Origin of the sequence: Rhodococcus sp. NPDC059968 (assembly GCF_042738615.1) — a bacterium.
In the GTDB taxonomy this organism is placed as follows: Bacteria; Actinomycetota; Actinomycetes; order Mycobacteriales; family Mycobacteriaceae; genus Rhodococcus_F.
Map to the genome: position 1 here is coordinate 1 of NZ_JBHWUE010000055.1, position 22,161 is coordinate 22,161.

Consider the following 22,161-nt stretch of genomic DNA (forward strand, 5'->3'; position numbering starts at 1 on the left):
CGGCGTGGGTGCACTGGTACAACACCGGCCGGCTCATGCATCGTCTCGGGCGGATCCCACCGGCCGAGTACGAAGCCAAGTACTACGCTGAACACTGTGCCGATCAACCGGTCGCACACAAATGACAGTGTGTGCATGAGACCCGGGATGGTTCAGTGAGCCAGTCTTTCGGTTGGCCGGGTTGCCCGGCCAGCAACACGAGAACCGGGAACTGCGGTCGCGGATCGGTGAAATAGGCGGGAGGAAGATAAATTTCGGCGCGGCGAGCGTGGAACCCGGAACGGTCCCCGGGGATGTTCACCGAGGTGATCTTGCCCGCCCGCGGCATGTCCGCCGGTGGCGTCCACATGGATTCGAGGGGTCGGCCCGAGATCGGTGTCGGTGTGGGAGGGGGAACTTCCGGGAAGTCGATGCGGGTCACATGCTCGAACCCCATGGCTGCGCCGACCGTGGGGTAGGCCGCGAAGTACAGGTTGATCTGTACTGCGCAGGCCGCGACCACCGCGGCGGCGGCCACCACCGACACCGCCGCCGCCCACATACGGCGGGGGGCGATGAGGATGCGGGGGACCAACATTGTCACCGCCCACAGGGCGAGGGCCGTCCACAGGTAGACGGTGAGGGGTATCGGGTCGGGGAGGGGACGCCACACTCGCTCCATCCAGAACCAGAGGCACCCGGTGAGTACGCCGGCCCCGGCGGCGCACAGCGGTATCGCCCGGCGCCGAAACCACCCGGCCCGCCCGGTCATCAACCACACACCGCCCGCTGCACCCGTGGCGGCGACCACGAGTGGGATCGGCCCCGACAGTAACGACAGATCGGTCAACGTGCGCCCCGCAGAATTTCTGAAATTCCTGAGATCTCGCTACCAACCGTTCTACTCGGGGTCGTAGACCCCACCGTCCGGACCGCTTCTCCGCCGATAGTGTGAGGACATTCCAGACCGCTCGCGGGTTAAAGAGGACGGGCGTCCCGTCGACCTGTGGCGTTCCTGAGAATTCGGATTCGGCTGTGACGGCCCGGCCTACGATGAAGGTGGACCGAGCCTCGATCTGGCCCTCGAACCGCCACCGGGGATCCCGGACATCCACGCGACGGTCACGAATACGCCAGGACGACATCGGTCGAGAGGTGCCCTCTCTGACGGTTTCATGGCCGCCCCGAAATATGGGGACTGACCATCATGAACATGAACACGACCGTCAAGAGGGGCTCACGCTCCCTCCTCGCAACAATCGTGGTGGCCGTCCCGCTTGCCGCGCTGGCAGCGGGAGCGGCATCGGCCGACGCGACGATGGCCGCAGTCGGCGGACCGGGCAAGGTGACTGTGACCGCCAAGGGCGACAACACCGCGCGAGACTGTGACGTCGGCGTGCTGGATCAATCGAAAAGGTCGATCGCTTCGCAAGAGGTCAGTCTGGCGCCGAATAAGACTCACACCGTGACGCTCACCAGCATTCCTGCAGGAAGTTACTACACGGTTGTCATGCGCTGCGGTGGCCAGAAAGAGACTTGGGTCGAAGGCGTCGCAGTTCGCCCTGCGCCCGATCCGCATTGATCTGAGATAGCGAGGCATCGGAAGTGGGGGTTCACAGTTTTCTTCGCGGCGAGTGGGGTGTCACCTCGGGTCGGTGGCGAAAGCGGCCAGGCTGCGGGGGATCCAGATGGTCATCGACGCAAAATTTCGAACGGATCCACGCACCACCCATGGTTGTCATGGTGACGACCTCACACCGACTCCGGACGGATCGTTCTTCGCTGCTGCGCCGAGCGGAGTACGTATCGACACGGCGTCGGTCGCGGACCATGGTGGCGCGCGTGTGGGCCTCGCAGCGTTCGCGTATTCAGGGAAGGCGTTGGTGGAGAACGAGTGCGGTGCCGGCCGCCGCCGCGATCAGGATGGATCCGAGGATCAGCCAGGGTCGGCTGGCGTCGCCGAGGTGGGTTTCGTAGCCGATCTGCTGTTGCAGATTCTGGTAGCTGGCTTGCAGTTCGTCCGCGTTGGTCGCGGTGAAGAACGAGCCACCGGACAACTCCGCGATCCGCCGCAGAGACTCGTCGTCGACGGGGACGGGGATGTGGCTGCCGTTGAGGTCGATCGCACCATGAGTGGTGCCGAAGGAAATGGTGGAGATGGGGACGTTGTGCTCCTTCGCAAGACGGGCCGCGGTGAACGCGCCGCGCGGATCGTTCAGGTCGGCGGGCACGGTTTGCTTGCCGTCGGATTCGAGGACGATCCGGGCGGGCGGCGGGGTGCTGCCTCCGCCGAGTACACCGGCGAGGGTGTCGATCGCCTGGAGGGCGGAGAAGATCGCTTCCCCGGTCGCGGTCCGTTCGGCGAGTTGCAGATGGTCGAGGGCGTTGTCGGTCGCGGTGTGATCGGTGACCGGTGAGACCAGCATCGACGCCGTCCCCGCGAACGCCTCCAGTCCGAGGTTGATGCCGGGGGTGAGGTTGTCCGCGAACGTTTTGGCGCCGGCCTGGGCTGCGGCCAGCCGCGAGGGTGGCACGTCGGTTGCGCGCATCGACAGTGACACGTCGATCGCGAGGATCACCGTGGCACGGTTGCGTGGAACTCTGGTCTGCGCCAACGGTCCGGCCAGGGCGACGGTCAATAGCAGCAGCCCCACCAGAAGCAATGCTGGTGGGATATGCCGTGACCAACTGGGCCGGGTGGGAGCGACGGTCTCGAGTAGTTCCAGATTGGTGAACCGCAGAGTGTATTTGCGCCGCAGACGCAGTACCCACACGTAACCGATCGACAGCGCGCCAACCACGGCGGCGAACACCAGCCACCCCGGTGCCGCGAGACCGGAGAACCTCATGTCTCACCTCCGGCATCTGACACCGCGGATCCGGAGGCCATCATCGGCTCGAAAATCTCGCGAGCCGACCGACGATCGGCATAGCACCATCATCACCTGCCCACAGTAAGTTGCCGCAACTCGACGAGTGTGGTGAGCGCGGACCCCTTCCGGTGAATCATCCGGGCGCCGGCACGAACCCAGGTTGGGAAGCCGCTCCGAGAGGGCCGGGTGGCAGCCGAGAGGCGAACGCCGCCAGCACGGCGTGCCCCACGGTCAGACAGATCGCCGCGACCAGCACTCCCGCCACCACCTCGGTCAGGGGTATTCCGACATATAGGCGTGCTCCGGCGAGAGCGACGACGGCGATCACCACGGCGGCGGCAAGCACCGCCCGGAGGGTGCGGCTGCGGCCGATACCGGCGATCACCGCCGCCATGCCCAGCAGCGTGGCGGTCCCGGCGAGATTCGACGCCAACGCGTTCCCGGTGTCGACCGGCTGCCACACCCCGACAACTGCCCGGCCCGGCCCGAGCACGGTGCCGAGGGCCGCCCCCGCGAACACGGCGCCCATCACTGCACCCAGCATGATCGAGGCCACCGGCACCGACCAACCGTGCCGGATCAGCACGATCCCGGCCGCCGCGGCCGCGGCGATCGCGACCGCCGGGGCGCCGAGCGCGATGCCCACGGTCGCAAGGTGATCGAGTCCTGCACTGTGGTGTGCCGCCAGCACGGCGGTGATGGAACGGTCGGCACCGGTCAGCCAACCACCGTCGCGGATGTGAACGCAGACAATGCCCAGTGCCAGGGCCGGCGCCGCGGTGCGCAGCCCGCTCGCCTGCCCGGACCCGGCGACGACCATACCGGCGACGAACACCGCCAGGGCGATCCCGAGGACCGTCAGTGCGATCTCCATCGTCGCGGTCTCGGTCACGACCTCGGTGACCATCTCCTGAACGAGGGGCACAGTGCCGGACACCCTTCCAGTCTGGTGCGCGGGTGCTGTGGAAACGCTGAGAGGGGGTAGCGCCGGCGGTCTTTCTGTGTTGGGCTCTGGTGTCGTCGGGGGAGCGTGGGCACCCTCGCTCCCTCGGCTCGACGGATGCACGAAAGTCCATCGCTCACCGCAGAGTATTTTCTCTCGGGGTCAGTCGCGCATGTGGTCGTGCCAGTCGCCTCCCTCGCCGCCGTGCGTGATCAGAACAATCGCGGCGATCGCGTAGAGGACGATCGCCAGCAGCAGCAAGCCGCCGAAGATCCACAGCGACAGTTGCCCGAGCTTGCGCACCCGGCGGGAGGCGTACTCGGCGCCGTCGATATCGCCCTCGGCCCATCGGGGGTAGACCTCGAACGCATGGTGGAAGGCCGAGAACGCCAGCGGCCAAAAGAACAGCAATGACGCCACGGCCCAGCCGGCATTGCTGATGGGTCTCGCCCGGGCCGATGGGATCGCAGTTGTGTCGGCGGCGGGCCCGCTTCGGGTGGGCCGATCGTCCGGTGCAGGTTCGGATGCTGGATTAACCATGGTGACTCCGTATCCGTCATAAGGGCATCCGTCATAAGGAAAACCCATTCCGACGGTACGTCTGCCACGCTGAGGATTGGCTGAGAGCTGCGAACGAGGTACCGGCATCCTCGGGCGGCAGACCGCGGCGGTGACGGACCCGCAGTCACACTTCCTGCCCGGCCCGTCCCAGCAGGGACGGAAGGTTTCTCTGCGGCCGCAACACCATCGGTGTCGGGTTGCGACCGACGAACGCCTGGGGCCGTGCGCTTGCTCGTGCCGAAAATTCACCCTCCCGGGCTGGCCGGGTGTGATCGCCGTCCCGCTCTCAGCGGCTCCACAGCTACCGACTCTGATACTGCGGGTGTGAGTGAAGTAGTACAGCCCGCTGTGTCATCGGCGTCGGCCCACGATGCATCGGTTCATGCCAACCTGGTCGGCCGGGCCCACGAGGTGGTTGCCGACATCCATCAGGGCGGAGCCGCGACCCTGGCCTTGGCCGTGCTGGTCGGGGGTGCGGCGATGTTCCTGGGTGCGTCGGCCTGGCGGAGCCTACAGGGTGATCGCCGGGGTCCGGCCGCGGCGGCGATCGCCATGCAGTGCACCGGATTGGCGGGGGCATTCGTCGCGCTGGCCTATCAGGTCAGGGCTGGGGGCTGGTTGACCGGTGCGGATCCGGCGGTCCTGGGCTGGTTCACCGCGCACCGGTCGGATTGGGTGACCGGGCCGGCCATCGCGGTGACCGACGCCGGCGGGCCGGCGGGAACCATCATCCTCGCCGTCGCGATCGGCGCGGTGCACTCCCGGCGGGCCCGCTCACCGATCCCCGCGCTGATTCTCATCGGGACCGTCGGTGCGGCGGCGCTGGCCTCCACCGTGACGAAATCTGTTGTCGGGCGTGCTCGCCCGCCGATCGTGTCCCAGGTGTTGCTCGAGACGGACCATTCGTTTCCGTCCGGGCATGCCACCGGGGCCATGGCGCTGTTCACGATGGCCGCCGTCATGTTCGGGTACGCCCTGCCGCCGACCCGTCGTGCCCTGTTGCTGATCTTGGCCGCGGTGGTGACCGTGGTGGTGTCGGTGACGCGCCTGTACCTCGGTGAACACTGGCTGACCGACGTGGTCGGCGGGATGCTCCTCGGTGGCCTCGCCGCGGTGATCGGCGGGGCGCTCTACACGACCTGGATGGACCGGACCCGCGCCCGGGGGGCCGCAAGTCCGGACGAGAACTACACGCACTCGGGTCGCAGCGACCCGACGACGATGGGATACGCGGCATGAATGTGGCACTGGGACTGGGCTTACTGGACGCTTCGACGCTGCTGGGCACCCTGGGGTTACTCGGTGTCCTCGGTGCCGTGGTCATCGAAACCGGTCTGCTCGTCGGCTTCTTCCTGCCGGGCGACTCGTTGCTGTTCACGGCCGGTGTCTTCGCCGCGCAGCCGGATCCGTTCGCGCCGTTGTGGGTGCTGCTGCTCACCATCCCGGCCGCGGCGATCGTCGGTGACCAACTCGGGTTTCTGATCGGCCGGCGGGCCGGGGACGCGGTGTTTCATCGGCCCGGCGCCAGCCGGATCGGTCCGAAACAACTCGAGCAGTCGCGGCGGTTCTTCGGCCGCTACGGGCCGCGCACGATCCTGTTGGCCCGCTTCGTTCCCGTTGCCCGCACGATCGCGCCGGTGATGGCCGGCGCGTCCGGGATGCCGTACCGCACCTTCGCCGTCTACAACGTCATCGGCGGCGTTGCCTGGGGAGTCGGGGTGCCGGTGCTCGGCTACCTGCTCGGCGGAATCGCATTCGTTCGCGGTCACATCGAGGTGATTCTGATCGCCGTCGTGCTGGTGTCGATTCTGCCGCTGGTGATCAACGGACTGCGCGCCCGGCGTCGAGGACAGGGTGCGGTCCTCCAACCGGACAGCATCCCGACGCCCACCGGTGATCCGGGCCAATGCGCCCGTCCCGGCGCACCATTCACCCGATGAACCTCGACGGTCACAACGACATTCCCGACCACCTCGTTCCCGCCGACCTCGTCCTCGGCCTGCGCGGAAACAAGTGCTGGCCCTTATCGTTTACACCCACCTGCGTCACCAGCAGACCGCAGCCGAGCGGGAACCCGTGCACCAACGTTCCTGACCGCCTCAGCGCCCATCCGAGTGTGAGGGTTTCGCGATGTGTTCCACTTCACCGTCAACGGGGAAAAGTCAGAGAACCCCGGCCGGAATGAGAATCCACCTCCGAGAACCCGCCTCGATCGGCGGTCGATCTCGGTGCACCAGCCGGACCGGGGAGCGCCGGGAGCAGGAGGTGACAACACGAGATGGACGGTGACAACACGAGCCACTGCTCAATGGCCTGCCTACTCGGGGGATGCACCCGAGATGGTCAGGACGCGGGCGGCGATCGCCCGCATTCCGGCGGTGGTGGGGTGCAGCGACTGGGCGAAAGACTGTGGGAGCAGGCCTTCGAACCATCGCTGATCGGGTCCGGCGCAGGCATCGTGTCCGATGGCGGCAGTCGCAACGTCCACGAACCGGGCGCCGGTGGTCGTGGCCGCGGCGGCGAGAACCTGATTCATCCTCACGAAGAAGCCCGAGATCCAGGCTGCGTCGGCGTCGCTGGTGGGAGTGTTCGGCCAGCAACCGTGGGCACCGAAGATACCGCCGTGACCGACGAGCAGCACCCGGGCCGTCGGCGCACGTTGCTCGATGGCGGCCAGCGCCGCGGACACCTTCGGCTCCAGCGCGGCGAGTGCGGAAGTCATTCCACGGATGGTCTCCGGGTCGGTGCGACAGCGCGCATCGGTGCCCGGGACGGTGGTGTAACACGGTGCCACCAGGGACTGCCACGCGATGTCGTTGCCGCCGATACTGACTGTGACGAGCGTGGTGTCAGGTCGCAGGGCATCGATCTGCGGTGGTACCGCACCGGTGGCGGTGGATTGGGGTGCGGTGGTGAGATTCTCGGTTGTCGCGCCCGAACAGGACACGTTGGTGAAGGAATCGGCGGGCAGCGCCCGGGCCACAACCCCCGGATATCCCTCGATCGACCGGAAGCAACCGTCGTGCAGCGAGATCGGCGCCAGGTATGGGCCCGCGGCGCGGGAATCGCCCATGGCGACGTAGCGGATCGTCGCATCCGGCACCGGGTCGGCCATCGCCGGGTCGGACCACAGGATCGCGAGCGCGGCCATGCCCCCCACCAGAGCCGTCCGCATGGTCCGCTCGCACAACCGTGTCCAATCCTGACGTGGCGGTGTTCCCACACCGTCAGTGTCTGCCCGCGCCGCTGTGATGACGCTGAGAGGAGCGCCGACCCGTCTGGTGTCCGCCGCTGCGGCGGTTGTCGTCGGCCTCCCGGAAGGACCGGATGGCGGATGATGGCCGCATGAGATCCGTACCCGAGTGGCTCAGACCGTCGCTGTGGGGGCTGGCGATCCGATCCGCACTGGTCGCCGGTGCGGTCGTGACCATCGCCCTGGGGCTCGGGGCGGCGGCGTTGCTGTTCGTACTGGACCGGTCCCTGCTCTCCGCCCTCGACGACGCCGCAACCGCCCGAGCCCAGGACATCACCACCAGCCTGCGGTCGGACCCACCCGCCGACCTCGACAGTCAGCTCCTCGACACCACTCAACGCATCACGCTCGTTCAGGTCGTCGACCGGGCCGGACAGGTGGTGCGGACATCGGACACCGACCCCGGCACTCCGGCGACCGATGTGCGGCCACCTGCCGGTGGTCCGCCGGTGCCGGGACTGACCGGGCGGGCCGAACCCGGTGCGGATCTGCGGATCACCGTGCAGGGCGCCCGCGGCGTCGGAGGTGAGTACACCGTCCTGGTCGGAGCGAGCGAGGAACCGGTGGAAGCCACCCTCGCCACGGTGGGTGGGCTGCTCGCCCTCGGCGGTCCGATCATCGCCCTCGTCGCCGCAGTGGTGACCTACAAACTGGTACGGCGCTCCCTGCGGTCGGTCGAACAAATCCGCACCCAGGTCGCCACGATCTCGAGTACCGACCTCGGTGAACGGATTCCGGTGCCCGCACCCCGAGACGAAATCGCGGCGCTGGCGCGGACCATGAACGACATGCTCGCCCGACTCGAGGCCGGCCACACCGCGCAACGCCGATTCGTCGGCGACGCATCACACGAGCTGCGCAGCCCACTGGCCACCGTCACCATGGCCTTGGAACTGGCCGACGCCCGACCAGAATTACTCGACCGCGAACTGGTACGGGAAACCTTGCTGCCCGAGGTCACCCGGATGCACCTGCTGGTCGACGATCTGCTGCTCCTTGCCCGCGCCGACGAGCGCGGCTTGCCGCTGCGGCTCGGCGACGTGGACCTCGACGACGTGGTGGACACCGAGGTCCACCGCGCCCGCGGCGAGACCGGTAAAACGGTCACCGCATCACTGGCCCCCGTGCGGATCCGCGGCGACCTCACCCAACTCGAGCGTGTGGTGCGCAACCTCATCGACAACGCCGTCCGGTTCGCCGCACATGCTGTGCACGCGGAGGTGTCACGGCGCGGGGACACCGCGCAGATCACGGTGTCCGACGACGGGCCGGGCATCCCGCAGCCCGACCGGGCCCGGGTCTTCGAACGGTTCGTGCGACTCGACAACGCCCGTGAACGCGACCGCGGCGGCTCCGGCCTCGGCTTGGCCATCGTCGCGGAAATCGTGTCCGCCCACCGCGGTTCGGTGCGGATCGGTGAGAGTGCGCAGGGCGGGGTGCAGGTCGTGGTCACCCTTCCGGCGAGTCCGGCGAGTTCGGTGAGTTCGGCGGAGCCGTCGTGAGCCGATATCCGACGCCGCGGACCGTGTCGATGGTGTGCGCGCCGAAGGGGGCGTCGATCTTCCGACGGAGATAACCGACGTACACCTCGACGATGTTCTCGTCACCGACGTAGTGCGCGTCCCACACGTTGCGCAGAATCTCGCCCTTCGTCAGGGCAGTGTCCGGGTGACGCAACAGGAACTCGAGGACCCCGAATTCGCGGGGAGTCAGGGCCAACTCTTCGTTACCACGCATGACGCGTCGCCGCGCCGGGTCAAGGCTCAGATCACCCGCGGTGAGCAACACCGGGCGCGCTGGAGCGCCGCGGCGCACCAGCGCACGCAAGCGGGCGACGAGCACCACGAAAGAGAACGGTTTGACCAGGTAGTCATCGGCACCGAGATCGAACGCGTCGGCCTGGTCATACTCACCGTCCTTGGCGGTCAGCATCAAAATCGGAGTCCAGATCTGCTTGGCGCGGAGGGCACGGACAATCTCATATCCGTTGATTCCCGGCAGCATGATGTCGAGAACGATCACATCGAAGGCTTCCTCGGTGGCGCGCCACAGACCGTCCTCACCGGTAGCGGCGGTGACCACCACGAACCCCTCGAGTTCGAGGCCACGTCGAACCACATTCGCCAACCGCGTTTCGTCCTCGACGACCAGCACCCTCATCGGCCTGCCTCCTCCTGGACGCGCAGCACGTGGACGGGCACACCGCTGACAATGGACATGGACGCCAGTATTGCGGGTGGCGCTGAGAAAGCGCTGAGGCCGGAGGGACCCGCCGATGCCGAGGTCTACCCGATCGAGCCCACTCATTGCCCGGTGACGACCGCGGCGGGTTGAGCGGATGGGTCGCATCACCGCCTGCTCGGTGCCGGCGACCCTGGTGATCTGAATGCGCGGTGAGACCGTCGTGAGCGAACTGAACGCCGCCCACCGTGGCTGTCCTCGCCCCAACCGTTGGCCTCGCCCGACCGACCGCGGGATGCGGACCATGGGACGAGGACGTGGTGAGCCGGCGGGCTACGGACATCTGCGCGAGGGCGGCCATCAGCGGCAGTCCTTGAGAGATCGCGGCGACGATGACCCCGACACCACGGACCGGACCCCGACACCACGGACCCCGACACCACGGAGCAGACCGAGCCCGGTCACGGTGGCGCCGCCACCGAAACTGATCGGCATCGCAGGACGATTTGTGGTGACTGCCGTCCTGACACAGGGCGCGTGGTGAGAGCAGATCGGCGCCCGGCTTGGTGTGGTGGTCGTATTCGGTTGGCGGTGTGCAGGATGTGATGCTGTATCGCCGTGGTGCGGGCGGGGTCCGCGCGGGTCGGGTGGGGTGTCAGACGGTCTGGGTGGAGGATCCGGCGATCCATTGGATGGATTGGATGATGGCGTCGAGCAGGCTGGTGGTGGGGGTCTTGACGACGAAGTGCAGGACGTCGAACAACATGAGCATTCTCCCTTGATATTCGGTGGGGTGGGGTGGGACCGGGCCGAGCCGCCTCGGGTGCGGGATCGTCGGCCGAGGCCTTTTAGAGGGTGATCGGGGGTCCGTAGGCGGCGAAGGAGTCGTCGGTTTCCTTGGTGGAGGCGGTCCACTGCGAGTAGGTGCGGATGGACACCGGGCCGGCGGCGCCGTTGATCTGGAAGTGGATGTTGTCGAGGTTGACGTTCCCGTTGCCGGTGGTCATCGTTTTCTTGTCGAGGGAGACGGCCACGATCTGCCCCGGGCGGATCGGGACCACCCAGTTGCCCTCGAGCGGGGTCTGCACCGACATCGTCAGGGTGGGCAGGCCGCCGACCGGGAGGCCGAGGCCCTCCTGGGGTGTGATGCCGACCTTGCCACCGAGCGAGAGTCCGTTGGAGACATCGAGCAGGTAGCCGACCTCGACACCGACGTCGAGGGTGCCGGCGGTAATCGGGGCACCGCCGCTGGAGGTGACGGCGGTGTTGCCGCCGAAGAAGACGTCCTTGTCGAACGGGGTGCCGTTGAGCGGGATGACGTTGTTGAGCCACTGGCCGGACTGCACGATCTCGAGGTTCGTGCCGAGCACGGTGGTCTTGGTGGCGGTGCTGTCGGCGATCGGGATCACCGCGGCGTCGGCGGTGCCGGTGCCGAGCCCGAGGGCGAGCGCGGCCAGGCCGAGGAGGGTGGCGGTGCGGGCGGGGGAAAGGATCCGGCGCAGCCGGGATTTCGTGCTGTCCTGGTTCATGTCGTGTCTCTCGTGAGGACGGTCGCTGCGTGCGCAGTGGGCGCATCCGAGCGGAACCGTCGGGGAGGCTGGCGTGGGCCAGGACCGGTATTCCGATCCCGCGACAGCGTTACGGCCCGCGGGTAACACGCGATGAACGGACGGCGTCGAGTGCCTGACCGCCACGAACATAACAATCCGTAAACGGACATCGAAACCAATTGTCGCGCAAACTATTTGGTCGGTTTCACTCTCTCAGTGAATTCTCAACGATCATCGCGTACCGTCGGCAAGCCATCTCCGTGGGTTCAGTGAAAATCCTTGTGCCGCAACATCGGAACAGGTGCCGCTGAATTTGCCGATGGCCGCCGTGGCGGCCATGCTGTCCGGGTGTCTGCACCGACCTACCCGCAGTCGATCGTTCTCGGCGCCCTCCAGGGTGTGACCGAGCTGTTCCCCATCTCGAGCCTGGGCCACTCGGTCCTGCTGCCCGCGTGGCTCGGCGGCTCGTGGGAGGCCCTGGTCACCGAGGGCGACTCCGACTCCGGCACCCCGTTCCTCGCCTTCGTCGTCGCCCTGCACGTCGCGACGGCCGTCGCGCTGCTGATCTTCTATGCCCGGGACTGGGTGGCGATCATCGGCGCGTTCCTCACGACCGTGCGCACCCGCAGCATCGAGACGTCCACCGAGCGGCTGGCGTGGCTGATCATCGTGGCCACCATCCCGGTCGGGGCCGCGGGCCTGCTCCTAGAACACCCGCTTCGCACCCTGTTCGCCAAACCGCTGGCTGCGGCAGTCTTTCTGACGGTCAACGGGGTCGTCCTCGCGGCCGGCGAGGTCCTGCGACGGCGGGCCGCCGCGGCGGTCGAACCCGCCGCGGTCGGGGCACACGCACATGCGGTGTCGGACGAACCGCGGGAGCGGGCCCTGGCCGCCCTGACCTATCGGGAGGCGGCGGGCATCGGGGTGATCCAGAGTCTGGCCCTCCTCGCCGGGATCAGCCGCTCGGGCGTGACGATGGTCGGCGGCCTGCTCCGCGGCCTGAGCCACGAGGACGCCGCCAAGTTCGCCTTCCTGCTGGCCACCCCGGTCATCCTCGCGGCCGGCGTCCTCAAACTGCCCACCCTCGCCGGCCCACAGGGCGACGGCATGCACGGGCAAATCCTCGTCGGGGCCCTCGTTGCCGGTATCGCGGCGTACCTGTCCGTGAAGTTCCTCACCCGTTACTTTGCGACCAGGACGTTGACCCCGTTCGCCGTCTACTGCCTGGTCGTCGGGGTCCTGTCGATCATCCGATTCGCCTGACGAAACCACGCCGGGCCTCGTGACAACCACCCCGCCCGGTCGACAGTGTCGCGGCGGCAACGTCCCTGCCGGACCGCAGATGCACACACCCACCGCTAATCACTCCGAATCTTCGAATTCAGCTAGTGTGCAACAGATTTCAGGTTCCCAGACGTGGTGTACCGTTCGTGGCGAACACCATCAACCCGAAAAGAGGGGACCCCACTCATGCGTTTGTCGACCCGCAATCAGCTCGCCGGCACGGTCACCGACGTCACGGTCGGGGCGGTGATGGCCACGGTGAAGGTGCGCCTCGATGGCGGCGAGCAGATCGTCACCGCCTCCATCGCCAAGGAAGCCGTCGAGGAACTCGGCCTCGAGGCCGGCAAGCCCGCCACCGTGTTGGTCAAGTCCACCGAGGTGATGCTCGGCGTCGAGTAGCAAGCAGAAATCTAATCTGGCTACTCCCGGAACCGGTCGCGGCGGTCAAGAAGTGGTCGCACATCGTCGGTCCCAGCGGTCGGATCGCCGCAGTGGAGAGCGCGCACCGAACGGACCGCCACCGGCTGGCAGCGATGTAGCGAGTCTTGAAACTGATTCCACCATACGAGAATTCGGGTGGATCCTCACCGGTCACGAAACGCAGCGGCACCCCACTGTCGGCAATCTCGTCCATGGTCGATCCTCGGCGAATCTGGCACGAGGCAGGACTGGCCGGGGTCGAGACCAGTGACCTCCGATGGGTCACGGCCGCGCGAGAACACAACTGGCCGGCGTGGAAACGCGCCTTGCGCAGAGGCAGCTACTTCGCGATCAGCGGCACGACCTGGTCGCGGCATCTCGGAAGCGACACCTCACCCCTCGCTCGGAGCGGTTTTCGGTCCGGGCGAGAGGTGAGGAACACTGAGCCGGTGAGTACCTCGTTGGCCAATCCGGGTGTCGGACTGGCGGTGTTGTGCACGGTCATGGTTCTGTGCGCGGCGGTGATCTACCGCCTTGCCGCGCTAGGTAGTCCGCTCATCGCGCCACGGGCGGCCATTCGCGGCGCACTGCAACTCGCTGCTGTGTCCCTGATTCTTGCCGCCGCACTGGCTCATCTGTGGTCATCGATCCTGGTTCTCGTGGTGATGTTCGCGGCGGCAGTGTGGACTGCGGGGCGGCGGGCAGAGGCCGGCTGGTCGGCGGCGTGGCTGGCGTTGGCCCTGCTTGCCGGGGTCGGCACAGTGCTCCCGTTGATGCTGGTGAGTGGGGTGGTTCCACTCGAGGGCGTGGCCCTGGTTCCCGTCGGCGGGATCGTGCTCGGGGGAGCGATGACGGCAACCTCACTCTCCGCCCGCAAGGGACTCGACGCGATCGAGAACCGATGGGGTGAGGTCGAGGCAGCGCTGAGCCTGGGACTGAGCGTGCGTGATGCCCGCATGGAGGTCGTCCGGTCGGCCGCGACGGATGCGCTGCTACCCGGATTGGACCAGACCCGCACCGTCGGGCTGGTCACGCTTCCCGGGGCGTTTGTCGGCGTGTTGCTGGCCAGCGGTTCCGCTGTCCAAGCCGGAGCAGTGCAGATCCTCGTCCTCGTCGGACTACTCCTGGCCCAAACCTGCGCGGTGGCCGTCACCATCGAACTGGTGGCCCGCGAGTCCGTTCACCGGCCACGATTACACGAAACTCACAGATGACTGCGAGATTCAGCGATCCGAGCGGATGGATAGAGTATGACAGTGCACCAGCCCGACCGCCTCTCTCACGCTCTCATCGATGCCGCGTTCGAACTATGCCGGGCTCTGGGTGAGTACATGGACACCTTCGGTGCGGACGAGACCCTGCCCGCGGCCCAGTCCGGGGTTCTCCACGATGTGGGGAACCATCCGGGCACACGAATCGGTGAGGTGGCACGCCGACTGTCATTGCGTCCCATCACGGTCAGCACCCTCGTGCGCACGCCGGCAGGCAAAGGCCTGCTCGATCGTCGACCGGATCCCGCCGACGGCAGGGTGAGCACTCTCGCCCTCTCCGGGGCCCGGGCGGCGCGGCGTGATCGCCGGGCGGAGCGCCGCATCGATGTGCTCGCCGGTGAGCTGGGGCGGCTGCATCCGGACGATTCGCGGGCATGGTCGGATGCGTTGCCGGTTCTGGAGCGACTCGACGTGTCTTTGCGCACGCATTCCCCGCTCGCAGGCCGGTGATTTCTGTGCTGCGTGCCCGCCCCATGAGCTCTTTCGCGCGCTCGCTGCGACTGGCACGCGCCCTCCCGGCACCTGTTCGCCTGATTCTCGTCTCGATGGTCCTGTTCAATGTGGGCTTCTACCTCGTGGTGCCGTTTCTCGCCGTCCACATGTCCGAGGATCTGGGCTTGGCGAGTTGGGCGGTCGGGCTCGTTCTGGGTCTTCGCACGTTCAGTCAGCAGGGCCTGTTCTTCCTCGGGGGAAGCCTCGCCGACCGATTCGGTGTGCGGCCATTGGTGTTGCTGGGGATCGCGTTGCGGGTAGTCGGATTCCTCGTGCTGGGGGTGGCGTCGACGTTCGCGGCGATGATCGCCGGGGTACTCCTGGTCGGGTTGGCGGCCGCCCTGTTCGCTCCCGCCGTCGAGGCCGCCGACGCGGCGTTCGGCCGGCAGTTGGAGGAGGACGGGGTTCTCCGTCGAACCGAACTGTTCGCGCTCGAGCAGATGTGCAGCCGGCTCGGAACGGTCGTCGGTCCGGCTCTCGGTGCCGTGCTCCTGGTGGTGCCGTTCCTGTGGACCGCGGTCGCGGCGGCCGTGCTGTTCACCGGACTGTGGGTGGCATTCGCGATCTGGCTCCCCGCCGACGTGTCCACGTCGCACCAGCCGTCTGCCGGCGCACCCGGCAGCCTGCGGCAGGTGTGGCGGACGGTCCTGACCAATCGTGGGTTTCTCGTCTTCGCGGCGCTGTGCGGGGCCCAGTTGGCGGCCTACAACCAGCTGTATCTGATGCTGCCCGAACAGCTCGAACGAGGAGTGGGATCGCAGGCGGCACTGGGCTGGTTCTTCACGGGTGCGGCGATTCTCGTGATCTTCGGGCAGTCGCCGACGGTGGCGGTCGCGAACCGGCTGGGCCACCGGACGTCCACCGTCGCCGGGATGGGGGTGGTGGCCGCGTCGTTTCTCGCGCCCGTCCTCACCGTGCTGTGTGCGCCGGATTCCGCGGTGGCGCAACTCGTGGGGTTGGTCGTCTGGGTGGGTCTGCTGCACCTGGGACAGATGCTGATGGTGCCGCCGATGCGGGACACGATCGCGATCCTGGCGGGTGAACGCAACCTGGGGGCCCACTTCGGGATGCTCAACACGCTCGGCGGGCTCCTGACCCTCCTCGCGTCGCTGGGCGTCGGGCGGATCTACGACCTCGTCGACGACGGCGCCACCGGCCTCGCCACACCCTGGTGGGTTCTCGCTGTGGCGGTGGCGGCCGCGGCCGCGGGACTGTGGTGGTGGACTGGCCGAACCAGCATGACCCGCCGCGCCGCGAGCTGATCCGACGGCACGGCATCGCGTAGCGCGTCCGAGACGCCACGCCCCACACGTGCAGGACCTTCCAGTCGTTCAGAAGTCGACCGCCACCTCAGCTGGCTGCCGGATCGCATCGACGTCCCGGTGTGCCCGTGTTCAGGCCGTCAGTTGGGCCTCGATGGCGTCGACCCGTTTCCGAAAGGTGCGGACCAGCAGGACCGCGGCGGTGAGCAGCCCGCAGGACAGCCCGATCCACATCCCCGGGGCCTCGAGCCCGAGCCCGTACGCGCACAGCAGTCCGACGGGCAGACCCACCACCCAGTAACCGATCAGGGTGATCGCGAAACTCGAGGTGGTATCTTCGGCGCCGCGGAGCAGGCCGATACCGATGTTCTGGGCCGAGTCGGCGAACTGCTGGAACACCGCGATGGCGAGCAGGGTGACGGCGATCGAGGTGGCCGCCTCGTCGGAGGTGTCCATGAACAGCCTCAGCAGTGCTTCCGGGGCTAGGAGGTAGACCGCTCCGACGCAGGCGACGACGATCGCGCCGTGCGAGAACGCGACCTTCGCCGTCATCCGCGACTTGATCGCCTCACCGAGTCCGATGAACCGGCTCACGAGGATGGACGAGCCGTGCGAAATGCCCACCGAGACTTGGAAGACGATGTAGGTGAGCTGGTTGACCACGGTGTGTGCGGCCAGCGCGGGCGCCCCGAAACTGCCGATGATCACCGCCGTGACCGAGAACAGGCCGGCCTCGCTGCCGTAGGTGCCGGCGATCGGGACACCGAGCCGCAGAATCTTGCGGACGGTGCCGGGGTTCGAGCGGTGCATGGCGAGGCTGAACATCGGTGCGAGCGTCTCGTCGCGTCGCACCATCCCCGCGAAGATCAGGAACGTCACCAGGTAGACCAGGGACGTGGCGATGCCGATGCCGGGCAGTCCGAGCGCCGGGATCCCGAAGGTGCCGTAGATGAACACCCAGTTGAGTCCGATGTTGATCAGGACCGACGCGATGGTGATCAGCAGTAGCGCTTTGGGGCGGCGCATCCCGACGGTGTATTGCCGGATGACCTGGAACCACAGGCAGGGAATCAGACCCGGCGCGAGGGCGGCGAGCATCGGCATGGCCATGTCGAGCACCCCGGCGTCCTGCCCGACGAAGCGCAGCCCGTAGCCGAGGGCGACGAGAAGGATGCCGCCGAGCAGTCCCGCTACGGTTGCGATCAGGAAGCTGGACCGGACGATGTCGCGGATCTCGTCCTCCGTCTCGGAGGTCGTCGTCTGTGATCCGGTGCGTTCTCCGCGTCCGACCGCACCGGAGACGAGGTTGCCGACGGCTGTCACGAGACCGACGCCCATGGTCCGGAGCTGGTTGAACAAGGTGATCGCCAGGCCGCCGGCGGCGAGCGCCTCGATGCTGATCAGACCCATCATGACGGTGTCGGTGGTGGTCAGCGCGACCTGCGCGAGTTGGGTCAGCGCGATCGGAGCGGACAGATAGGCGAGTTCGCGGCTGGTGCGCCGGTAGCTCTGGGTGGGGGCGATGGTTCCTGTGCTTCCGTGTGTCATGCGTACTCGGCCACAATCTGCTCGGCAACCGGGCGGGACCGCGGTACTCCGGCCGCGTCGAGCTTGGCGTCGACGTGCAGTTCCGCGGCCGGGTCGAGGAGATCGTGCCGCGTCATCCATTCGTCGTCGAAGACTGTATCAAGGTACTTTTCGCCGCCGTCGCAGATGATCGTGACGACCGCGCTGCCCGCGGGAAGGGACGGGAGGATGTCGAGGGCGGCGAAGATCGCCCCACCGGACGAGCCGCCGACCATGAGCCCACCGCGGCGCGCGAGGGCGCGGGCGGTGGCGAACGCGTCGACATCCGATACCTTCACGCCCTGATCGAGAAGGTCGTAGTCGACCGCGGTGCCGATTGTGGCGCCGGGAGGGGTGCCCGTCCCGGACTGGTGGTAGGGGCCACCCGGTCCGCCGAAGGCGATCGATCCCACCGGTTCGACGCCGATCACCGCGGTGGCCTGTCCGAGACGCCGCAGTTCGCGGGCGGTGCCGAACAGCGAGCCCCCGGTGCCGACGGCGCAGATCAGCGCATCGATGGGGGAGGCGGCGTCGTCGATCAGTTCCTGAGCGAGGGCCCGGTACCCGGCGGCGTTGCTGGGGTTGTTGTGCTGTTCGGGGAACCAGCCCTCGGGGTCCTCCGCCGCCATCTGCTCGGCCAGGTCTTCGCGGGCCGACGTCGCGAGTTCGGTGACACCGTCCTCGGTGACGAAGTGCAGATTCGTGCCCATGGCCCGCATGGAGCGCAGCTTTTCGGCGGCCGCGTGGTTGTCGACGACGGCGGTGAAGCGGTAGCCGCGTTCGGCGGCGACCACGGCCAAGCCCAGTCCGGTGTTTCCCGAGGTGGATTCGATGATGTGTCCGCCCGGGCGCAACTGACCCGAGGTCTCGGCGTCGATGACCATCTGCCGTGCCATCCGGATCTTCATCGAGCCGGTGGGGTTGAACTGCTCGAGTTTGAGCAGGTATCGGGTGCCGTTGCCCAAGGCGCAGAGCTGCAGCAGCGGTGTCGAGCCGATCAGGTCGGACACCCGGGTCACGACCCTGCCGCGGGCGGATGTCTCTGGTTCATCTCTGTTCGTCGTCATGGTGTTCTCCAAACCTTGAGCTTGTCAGTAGTTTTCGCGGCGGTCGAGGGTCCATCGGGGGTGTCCGTCGTCGAGGGTCACCACGACCTTCGGGGGAATCGGCATGTCGTGGAATGCGGACTCGTTCGAGTCCATCTGGTATCCGGCGGTGTTGTGATAGACCAGGTAGGAGCCGGTGGTGGGGCGGTACGGGAATTCAATCACCCGCCAGGTGAGCATGTCCGATTCCAGGCAGGTCGAGGCGCCCACCGAGGCGAAGAACGGGAGCTCGTTCACGGGTGTGTGTTCGGCGACCAGTTGGGGGTCGGGGACGAACTCGGTGTCGAACCACTGCTCGGACAGGGACAGGCTGGTGCCGTCGACGATGATGAGGCCGGGGCTGCGGTCTTTCACCCCGAGGATGGGAAAGACGGTGACGCCGGCCCGGTCGAGCAACGCGCGGCCGGGTTCGACGAAGAGCGAGATGTCGTTGTCCTGGCAGACGTGGGCGAGCGGGGTGGCCCCGGAATCGGTGTCGGTGAGGATGGCCCGGAGTGCGGCGGCGCCGGTGGTGGCCGAGTAGTAGGGGTAGTAGCTGTCGAATGTCTTTCCGGCGTGGAAGTGGTGCGGTGTCCGGGGATCGAGGAACTGTTGCCAATTCTCTTGGTGCACATAGCTGATCGGTAGTCCGCCGCCGAGGCTGATCGTGTCGGGGGCGAGGCGGCCGGTTCGGCGGACCGTCTGGATGCGATCGATCATCCGGTGCGCGTGGTCACGGCGGTCCCGGATGCTGTACCCGGACAGGTGGAAGCTGTAGCCGAGCAGGGTGATGTCGATCGGCCGTTCGGACGCGAGCTTCTCCGCGAATGTGAGTTCGTCGTCGGTCATTCCGAAACGGCTGGTCGTGCCGCTCGGGAGCGCCCGCAACATGATGCGGACCCGCAGCCCTCGGGAGAGGTCGGCGAGGGCCTTCAGTTCGGTGGGTGAATCGACGGTGACGATCGCGTCGTGACGCACTGCGAGGGTGAGGAGTTCGGTGGGCTTGTGGGGTCCGGTAATCAGCAGATCCGATCCGCGCACGCCCGCCGCCAGGGCCTGACGGAACTCTCCGGCGCTGGCCACATCGATGCCGAACCGGCGGTGCCGCCCGGTGCGGCGGTCGTCGGCGGCGAGGTCGGCGATCGCGTCGACGAAGGCGGATGCCTTGTTGGCCTTCTTCCCGAAGTAGACGGTGCCGGTGACACCGGCGTCGTCGAACACTCCTGCGAATTCAAGGGTATTGGCGGTGAATCGCGTGGGGTCGAGGAGATGGACGGGCCCACCGAACGCGTCCGACACCGAGCGCAGCAGCCGGGCGTCGCCGGTGACGGCGTCGGTCCACGGGGTGGTCAACGGGGGCAGCGGCACCGACTGCATCCGGTTCACCACGGTCATGACCACAGATCCAATGTGCTACCCAGTCCTTGTTCGCGTGCCTTGTCGACGAACAGCAGGCCCAGCGCGATGTCGGTGACGACGAGGCCGCTGTTGTAGGCGAACACGCGGTCGTGCGGGGTGCGCCGCGCACGCGCCCTGCCCGCAAGGATGTCGGGCAGTTCCGCGTCGACGCCGCGCAGCACACCGTCGGGGCCGGCCATGTCGGTGCCGGTGGTGCGCATCTGCTCGGCGCTGGTGGCCACGACGTAGTCCGCGTCGGACAGGGTGGACGCGGACAGTCCGTAGCCGACGAGGATGGTGACCGCGCCCGGCCTGATCCACTCGGAGGGGATGTCCGCCGGGGTGGCTTCGCCGGCGACGGCGAGGATGACGTCGGCGCGCCGGACGGATTCCTCGAGGTCGGTGCTGATCCGCACGGTGCGTCCGGGGCACTGACGGGCCAGTTCGTCCTGGACGGCGGCGATACCGTCCGGGTGGGTGGCGAAGAGTTCGAGGTCGGTGAACTGCGGGTGCGCGGCCAGAGCGAGCGGCAGTGCGAAACGTCCCTGGGTGCCGGAGCCGACGACCAGGACCGTCGATGCGTCGGGTACCGCGCAGCCGCGGATGAGCAGCCCCGACACCGCGGGGGTGCGCAGCGCGCCGATCCGCCCGCAGTCCATCAGTGCGATCGGTGCTCCGGTGGTGTCGTCGTAGAGCGAGAGGGTGGTGTAGTACCGCTTGCGGGTCCGGTCACGGTGCGGATCGAACTTGAACGAGGTCTTGAACGCCACCGTCTCGCTGTGCCCGTCCCGGGCGAGCATCGAATAGGCCACCGAGCGCCGGTCGCCGGGAGCGACGGTCAGCTTTCCCGGATTGATCGAGTGACCGGATGACAAGGCGTCGTAGGCCGTCTCCACAGCGGAGAGGACGTCGCCTGAGGTGACCTGCACCTTGTCGAGGTCGCTGGCGGTGAGAATGAGAGTGCTTGCAGGGTAGGTCATTTTGAGGTGGTTCGCTCCGAGTAGACGGGGTGCGCGGAGAGTGGGTCGACGACGTCCTCGCCGTAGCCGTCCTCGTATTCTTCGGCGGCGGGACGGTCTTTGCCGGGTACGCGGACGTTGATGCGCTTGAGCCAGCGGTCGGTTCCGTCGTAGCGGGGGGTGAACGGCACGCGTCCGTGGACGATTACGTCGTTGTCGATGACCAGGACTTCACCGGCTCGCAGCGACACGGTGCGCGCGTTGCGGGCCAGTTCCTTGGAGAGGCTGTCGTAGGCGCGGCGATACCGTTCCGGAGCCTCCTCCAGCGGGGTGTAGGCCGGGTCGTAGCGCAGACACAGCCCATCCTCGCCCACCCAGAGCGTCGGCACGACCGGCGCCGCGGACTCCGTGCCGGCGGGGAGCGCGCCGGCGGACGGATTCGCCTCATACGAGGTATCCGGAAGGATCGGCAGTGTGGCGCTGGCCAATTCGACGAACTCCGCCGGTTCGAGGTCCACCTCGCGGACCGACGACAGCGTGGTGCCGATGTCGTCGTGATTGCGCATACCGCCGAGCAGGAGGTAGTGGCAGCGGCCCGGGTGGAAGGCGTCCTCGGTGTGCGGTTCGAGCAGGACCGTGCTGCTCGCGCCGGTCTGCTCGCGCTCGTGTCCGCGCGAGGGGACGATGTTGTTGACCAGCCGGCCGTCCTGCTGGCCGGACCAGCCGAAGGGCTTTCCGAAGACGTGAGCCAGGAGCAGCATCAGGATGTCCCAGTCGGCGCCCCGGTGCGGATCGGCGTCCCTCCACCGCGCCGGTGTCGGCCCGATCGCCTGGTCATCGAGGTGGAATCCTGCGATCACCCGGAATCCGATGCCGCCGCGTTCCATCTCGCAGGCGGAAAGGAGCTCTGCAGGAAATGTTTTGGCGATGTCGGCAGCGTCACGGATGAGGTCGGGATTGTCGACGGTCCCATAGGCGTCGGTGGCCGCAGCGAGGATATCTGCGGTGGTCGCGGCGCTGGTGGCGGACAGCTTCTGTGTAACGAGCGATTGTGCTGTGGACATGCAGTACCCAGCTTTCGGTT

Annotated in this window: 21 protein-coding genes; 9 read left to right on the forward strand and 12 right to left on the reverse strand. The window is 67.4% G+C overall.

All coding sequences use genetic code 11. The features are described from left to right. Positions 1-103: 103 nt before the first annotated feature. On the reverse strand, positions 104-829 hold the full coding sequence (locus tag ACFWAY_RS33810; protein WP_378513600.1) for a hypothetical protein: 726 nt from the start codon (positions 827-829) through the stop codon (positions 104-106). Between the two features lie 363 nt (positions 830-1,192). Here ACFWAY_RS33810 and ACFWAY_RS33815 point away from each other — a divergent pair, with 363 nt between their 5' ends. Beyond that, a complete protein-coding gene (locus ACFWAY_RS33815; RefSeq protein WP_378513601.1) occupies positions 1,193-1,561 on the forward strand; it encodes a hypothetical protein in 369 nt (122 codons plus the stop codon). 286 nt (positions 1,562-1,847) lie between these two features. Here ACFWAY_RS33815 and ACFWAY_RS33820 read toward each other — a convergent pair whose 3' ends face one another. The 3 genes from ACFWAY_RS33820 to ACFWAY_RS33830 all read right to left on the reverse strand — a co-directional run bounded on the left by ACFWAY_RS33820 (position 1,848) and on the right by ACFWAY_RS33830 (position 4,335). Next, positions 1,848-2,828: a VWA domain-containing protein gene (locus ACFWAY_RS33820; RefSeq protein WP_378513602.1), complete on the reverse strand. Its 981-nt coding sequence runs from the start codon at positions 2,826-2,828 to the stop codon at positions 1,848-1,850. Positions 2,829-2,985: 157 nt separating this feature from the next. Next, on the reverse strand, positions 2,986-3,789 hold the full coding sequence (locus ACFWAY_RS33825) for a hypothetical protein (RefSeq protein ID WP_378513603.1): 804 nt from the start codon (positions 3,787-3,789) through the stop codon (positions 2,986-2,988). Positions 3,790-3,957: 168 nt separating this feature from the next. Continuing rightward, on the reverse strand, positions 3,958-4,335 hold the full coding sequence (locus tag ACFWAY_RS33830) for a CD225/dispanin family protein (RefSeq protein ID WP_378513604.1): 378 nt from the start codon (positions 4,333-4,335) through the stop codon (positions 3,958-3,960). A gap of 345 nt (positions 4,336-4,680) precedes the next feature. On the opposite strand from ACFWAY_RS33830, the gene ACFWAY_RS33835 reads away from it, so the two are divergent. Further along, complete coding sequence (locus tag ACFWAY_RS33835; protein WP_378513605.1) at positions 4,681-5,595, forward strand: phosphatase PAP2 family protein; 915 nt, start codon at positions 4,681-4,683, stop codon at positions 5,593-5,595. Then, positions 5,592-6,296, forward strand: coding sequence for a DedA family protein (locus ACFWAY_RS33840; protein ID WP_378513606.1), 705 nt, complete (start codon positions 5,592-5,594; stop codon positions 6,294-6,296). The genes ACFWAY_RS33835 and ACFWAY_RS33840 overlap by 4 nt, the downstream gene beginning before the upstream one ends. 377 nt (positions 6,297-6,673) lie before the next feature. On the opposite strand, the gene ACFWAY_RS33845 is transcribed toward ACFWAY_RS33840, so the two are convergent. Further along, complete coding sequence (locus ACFWAY_RS33845) at positions 6,674-7,507, reverse strand: SGNH/GDSL hydrolase family protein (RefSeq protein WP_378513657.1); 834 nt, start codon at positions 7,505-7,507, stop codon at positions 6,674-6,676. Between the two features lie 194 nt (positions 7,508-7,701). On the opposite strand from ACFWAY_RS33845, the gene ACFWAY_RS33850 reads away from it, so the two are divergent. Next, positions 7,702-9,111: an ATP-binding protein gene (locus ACFWAY_RS33850; RefSeq protein WP_378513607.1), complete on the forward strand. Its 1,410-nt coding sequence runs from the start codon at positions 7,702-7,704 to the stop codon at positions 9,109-9,111. Here the strand turns inward: ACFWAY_RS33850 and ACFWAY_RS33855 are convergent. After that, positions 9,059-9,769 carry a response regulator transcription factor gene (locus ACFWAY_RS33855; protein ID WP_378513608.1) on the reverse strand — a complete coding sequence of 237 codons (711 nt, stop codon included), beginning with the start codon at positions 9,767-9,769 and terminating at the stop codon, positions 9,059-9,061. The two genes, ACFWAY_RS33850 and ACFWAY_RS33855, sit on opposite strands and share 53 nt — an antisense overlap. Positions 9,770-10,638: 869 nt before the next feature. Continuing rightward, the gene (locus ACFWAY_RS33860; RefSeq protein WP_378513609.1) at positions 10,639-11,319 is read right to left on the reverse strand and encodes an MspA family porin; all 681 of its coding nucleotides are present in this window, start codon (positions 11,317-11,319) and stop codon (positions 10,639-10,641) included. Positions 11,320-11,688: 369 nt separating this feature from the next. Here ACFWAY_RS33860 and ACFWAY_RS33865 point away from each other — a divergent pair, with 369 nt between their 5' ends. The 5 genes from ACFWAY_RS33865 to ACFWAY_RS33885 all read left to right on the forward strand — a co-directional run bounded on the left by ACFWAY_RS33865 (position 11,689) and on the right by ACFWAY_RS33885 (position 16,069). Next, a complete protein-coding gene (locus ACFWAY_RS33865; protein WP_378513610.1) occupies positions 11,689-12,603 on the forward strand; it encodes an undecaprenyl-diphosphate phosphatase in 915 nt (304 codons plus the stop codon). 207 nt (positions 12,604-12,810) lie between these two features. Continuing rightward, positions 12,811-13,023, forward strand: a complete 213-nt coding sequence (locus tag ACFWAY_RS33870; RefSeq protein WP_378513611.1) for a molybdopterin-binding protein — start codon at positions 12,811-12,813, stop codon at positions 13,021-13,023. 470 nt (positions 13,024-13,493) lie between these two features. Further along, positions 13,494-14,258: an ABC transporter permease gene (locus ACFWAY_RS33875; RefSeq protein WP_378513612.1), complete on the forward strand. Its 765-nt coding sequence runs from the start codon at positions 13,494-13,496 to the stop codon at positions 14,256-14,258. A gap of 36 nt (positions 14,259-14,294) precedes the next feature. Continuing rightward, positions 14,295-14,765 (forward strand): MarR family winged helix-turn-helix transcriptional regulator, encoded by a 471-nt coding sequence (locus ACFWAY_RS33880; protein WP_378513613.1) that lies wholly within the window; start codon positions 14,295-14,297, stop codon positions 14,763-14,765. Between the two features lie 23 nt (positions 14,766-14,788). After that, a complete protein-coding gene (locus ACFWAY_RS33885; protein ID WP_378513614.1) occupies positions 14,789-16,069 on the forward strand; it encodes an MFS transporter in 1,281 nt (426 codons plus the stop codon). A gap of 132 nt (positions 16,070-16,201) precedes the next feature. Here the strand turns inward: ACFWAY_RS33885 and ACFWAY_RS33890 are convergent, their stop codons facing one another. The 5 genes from ACFWAY_RS33890 to ACFWAY_RS33910 are packed head-to-tail and all read right to left on the reverse strand — an operon-like array spanning position 16,202 to position 22,141. Beyond that, positions 16,202-17,617 carry an MATE family efflux transporter gene (locus ACFWAY_RS33890; protein ID WP_378513615.1) on the reverse strand — a complete coding sequence of 472 codons (1,416 nt, stop codon included), beginning with the start codon at positions 17,615-17,617 and terminating at the stop codon, positions 16,202-16,204. Continuing rightward, positions 17,614-18,702, reverse strand: a complete 1,089-nt coding sequence (locus tag ACFWAY_RS33895; protein WP_378513616.1) for a PLP-dependent cysteine synthase family protein — start codon at positions 18,700-18,702, stop codon at positions 17,614-17,616. Before ACFWAY_RS33895 ends, ACFWAY_RS33890 begins: the two co-directional genes overlap by 4 nt. 24 nt (positions 18,703-18,726) lie before the next feature. Then, positions 18,727-20,115, reverse strand: a complete 1,389-nt coding sequence (locus ACFWAY_RS33900; protein WP_378513617.1) for an alanine racemase — start codon at positions 20,113-20,115, stop codon at positions 18,727-18,729. Further along, a complete protein-coding gene (locus ACFWAY_RS33905) occupies positions 20,112-21,098 on the reverse strand; it encodes an ornithine cyclodeaminase family protein (RefSeq protein ID WP_378513618.1) in 987 nt (328 codons plus the stop codon). The genes ACFWAY_RS33900 and ACFWAY_RS33905 overlap by 4 nt, the downstream gene beginning before the upstream one ends. Further along, the gene (locus ACFWAY_RS33910) at positions 21,095-22,141 is read right to left on the reverse strand and encodes a TauD/TfdA family dioxygenase (protein ID WP_378513619.1); all 1,047 of its coding nucleotides are present in this window, start codon (positions 22,139-22,141) and stop codon (positions 21,095-21,097) included. The genes ACFWAY_RS33905 and ACFWAY_RS33910 overlap by 4 nt, the downstream gene beginning before the upstream one ends. Between the last annotated feature and the right edge of the window lie 20 nt (positions 22,142-22,161).

Excerpts from the sequence above, each read along its gene's own strand:
- ACFWAY_RS33895 (WP_378513616.1), bottom strand. The coding sequence starts at position 18,702 with ATGACGACGAACAGAGATGAACCAGAGACATCCGCCCGCGGCAGGGTC.
- ACFWAY_RS33885 (WP_378513614.1), top strand. The coding sequence starts at position 14,789 with ATGAGCTCTTTCGCGCGCTCGCTGCGACTGGCACGCGCCCTCCCGGCA.
- ACFWAY_RS33820 (WP_378513602.1), bottom strand. The coding sequence starts at position 2,828 with ATGAGGTTCTCCGGTCTCGCGGCACCGGGGTGGCTGGTGTTCGCCGCC.
- ACFWAY_RS33830 (WP_378513604.1), bottom strand. The coding sequence starts at position 4,335 with ATGGTTAATCCAGCATCCGAACCTGCACCGGACGATCGGCCCACCCGA.
- ACFWAY_RS33855 (WP_378513608.1), bottom strand. The coding sequence starts at position 9,769 with ATGAGGGTGCTGGTCGTCGAGGACGAAACGCGGTTGGCGAATGTGGTT.
- ACFWAY_RS33845 (WP_378513657.1), bottom strand. The coding sequence starts at position 7,507 with ATGGCCGCGCTCGCGATCCTGTGGTCCGACCCGGCGATGGCCGACCCG.
- ACFWAY_RS33890 (WP_378513615.1), bottom strand. The coding sequence starts at position 17,617 with ATGACACACGGAAGCACAGGAACCATCGCCCCCACCCAGAGCTACCGG.
- ACFWAY_RS33815 (WP_378513601.1), top strand. The coding sequence starts at position 1,193 with ATGAACACGACCGTCAAGAGGGGCTCACGCTCCCTCCTCGCAACAATC.
- ACFWAY_RS33880 (WP_378513613.1), top strand. The coding sequence starts at position 14,295 with ATGACAGTGCACCAGCCCGACCGCCTCTCTCACGCTCTCATCGATGCC.
- ACFWAY_RS33860 (WP_378513609.1), bottom strand. The coding sequence starts at position 11,319 with ATGAACCAGGACAGCACGAAATCCCGGCTGCGCCGGATCCTTTCCCCC.
- ACFWAY_RS33910 (WP_378513619.1), bottom strand. The coding sequence starts at position 22,141 with ATGTCCACAGCACAATCGCTCGTTACACAGAAGCTGTCCGCCACCAGC.
- ACFWAY_RS33870 (WP_378513611.1), top strand. The coding sequence starts at position 12,811 with ATGCGTTTGTCGACCCGCAATCAGCTCGCCGGCACGGTCACCGACGTC.
- ACFWAY_RS33850 (WP_378513607.1), top strand. The coding sequence starts at position 7,702 with ATGAGATCCGTACCCGAGTGGCTCAGACCGTCGCTGTGGGGGCTGGCG.
- ACFWAY_RS33840 (WP_378513606.1), top strand. The coding sequence starts at position 5,592 with ATGAATGTGGCACTGGGACTGGGCTTACTGGACGCTTCGACGCTGCTG.
- ACFWAY_RS33905 (WP_378513618.1), bottom strand. The coding sequence starts at position 21,098 with ATGACCTACCCTGCAAGCACTCTCATTCTCACCGCCAGCGACCTCGAC.
- ACFWAY_RS33900 (WP_378513617.1), bottom strand. The coding sequence starts at position 20,115 with ATGACCGTGGTGAACCGGATGCAGTCGGTGCCGCTGCCCCCGTTGACC.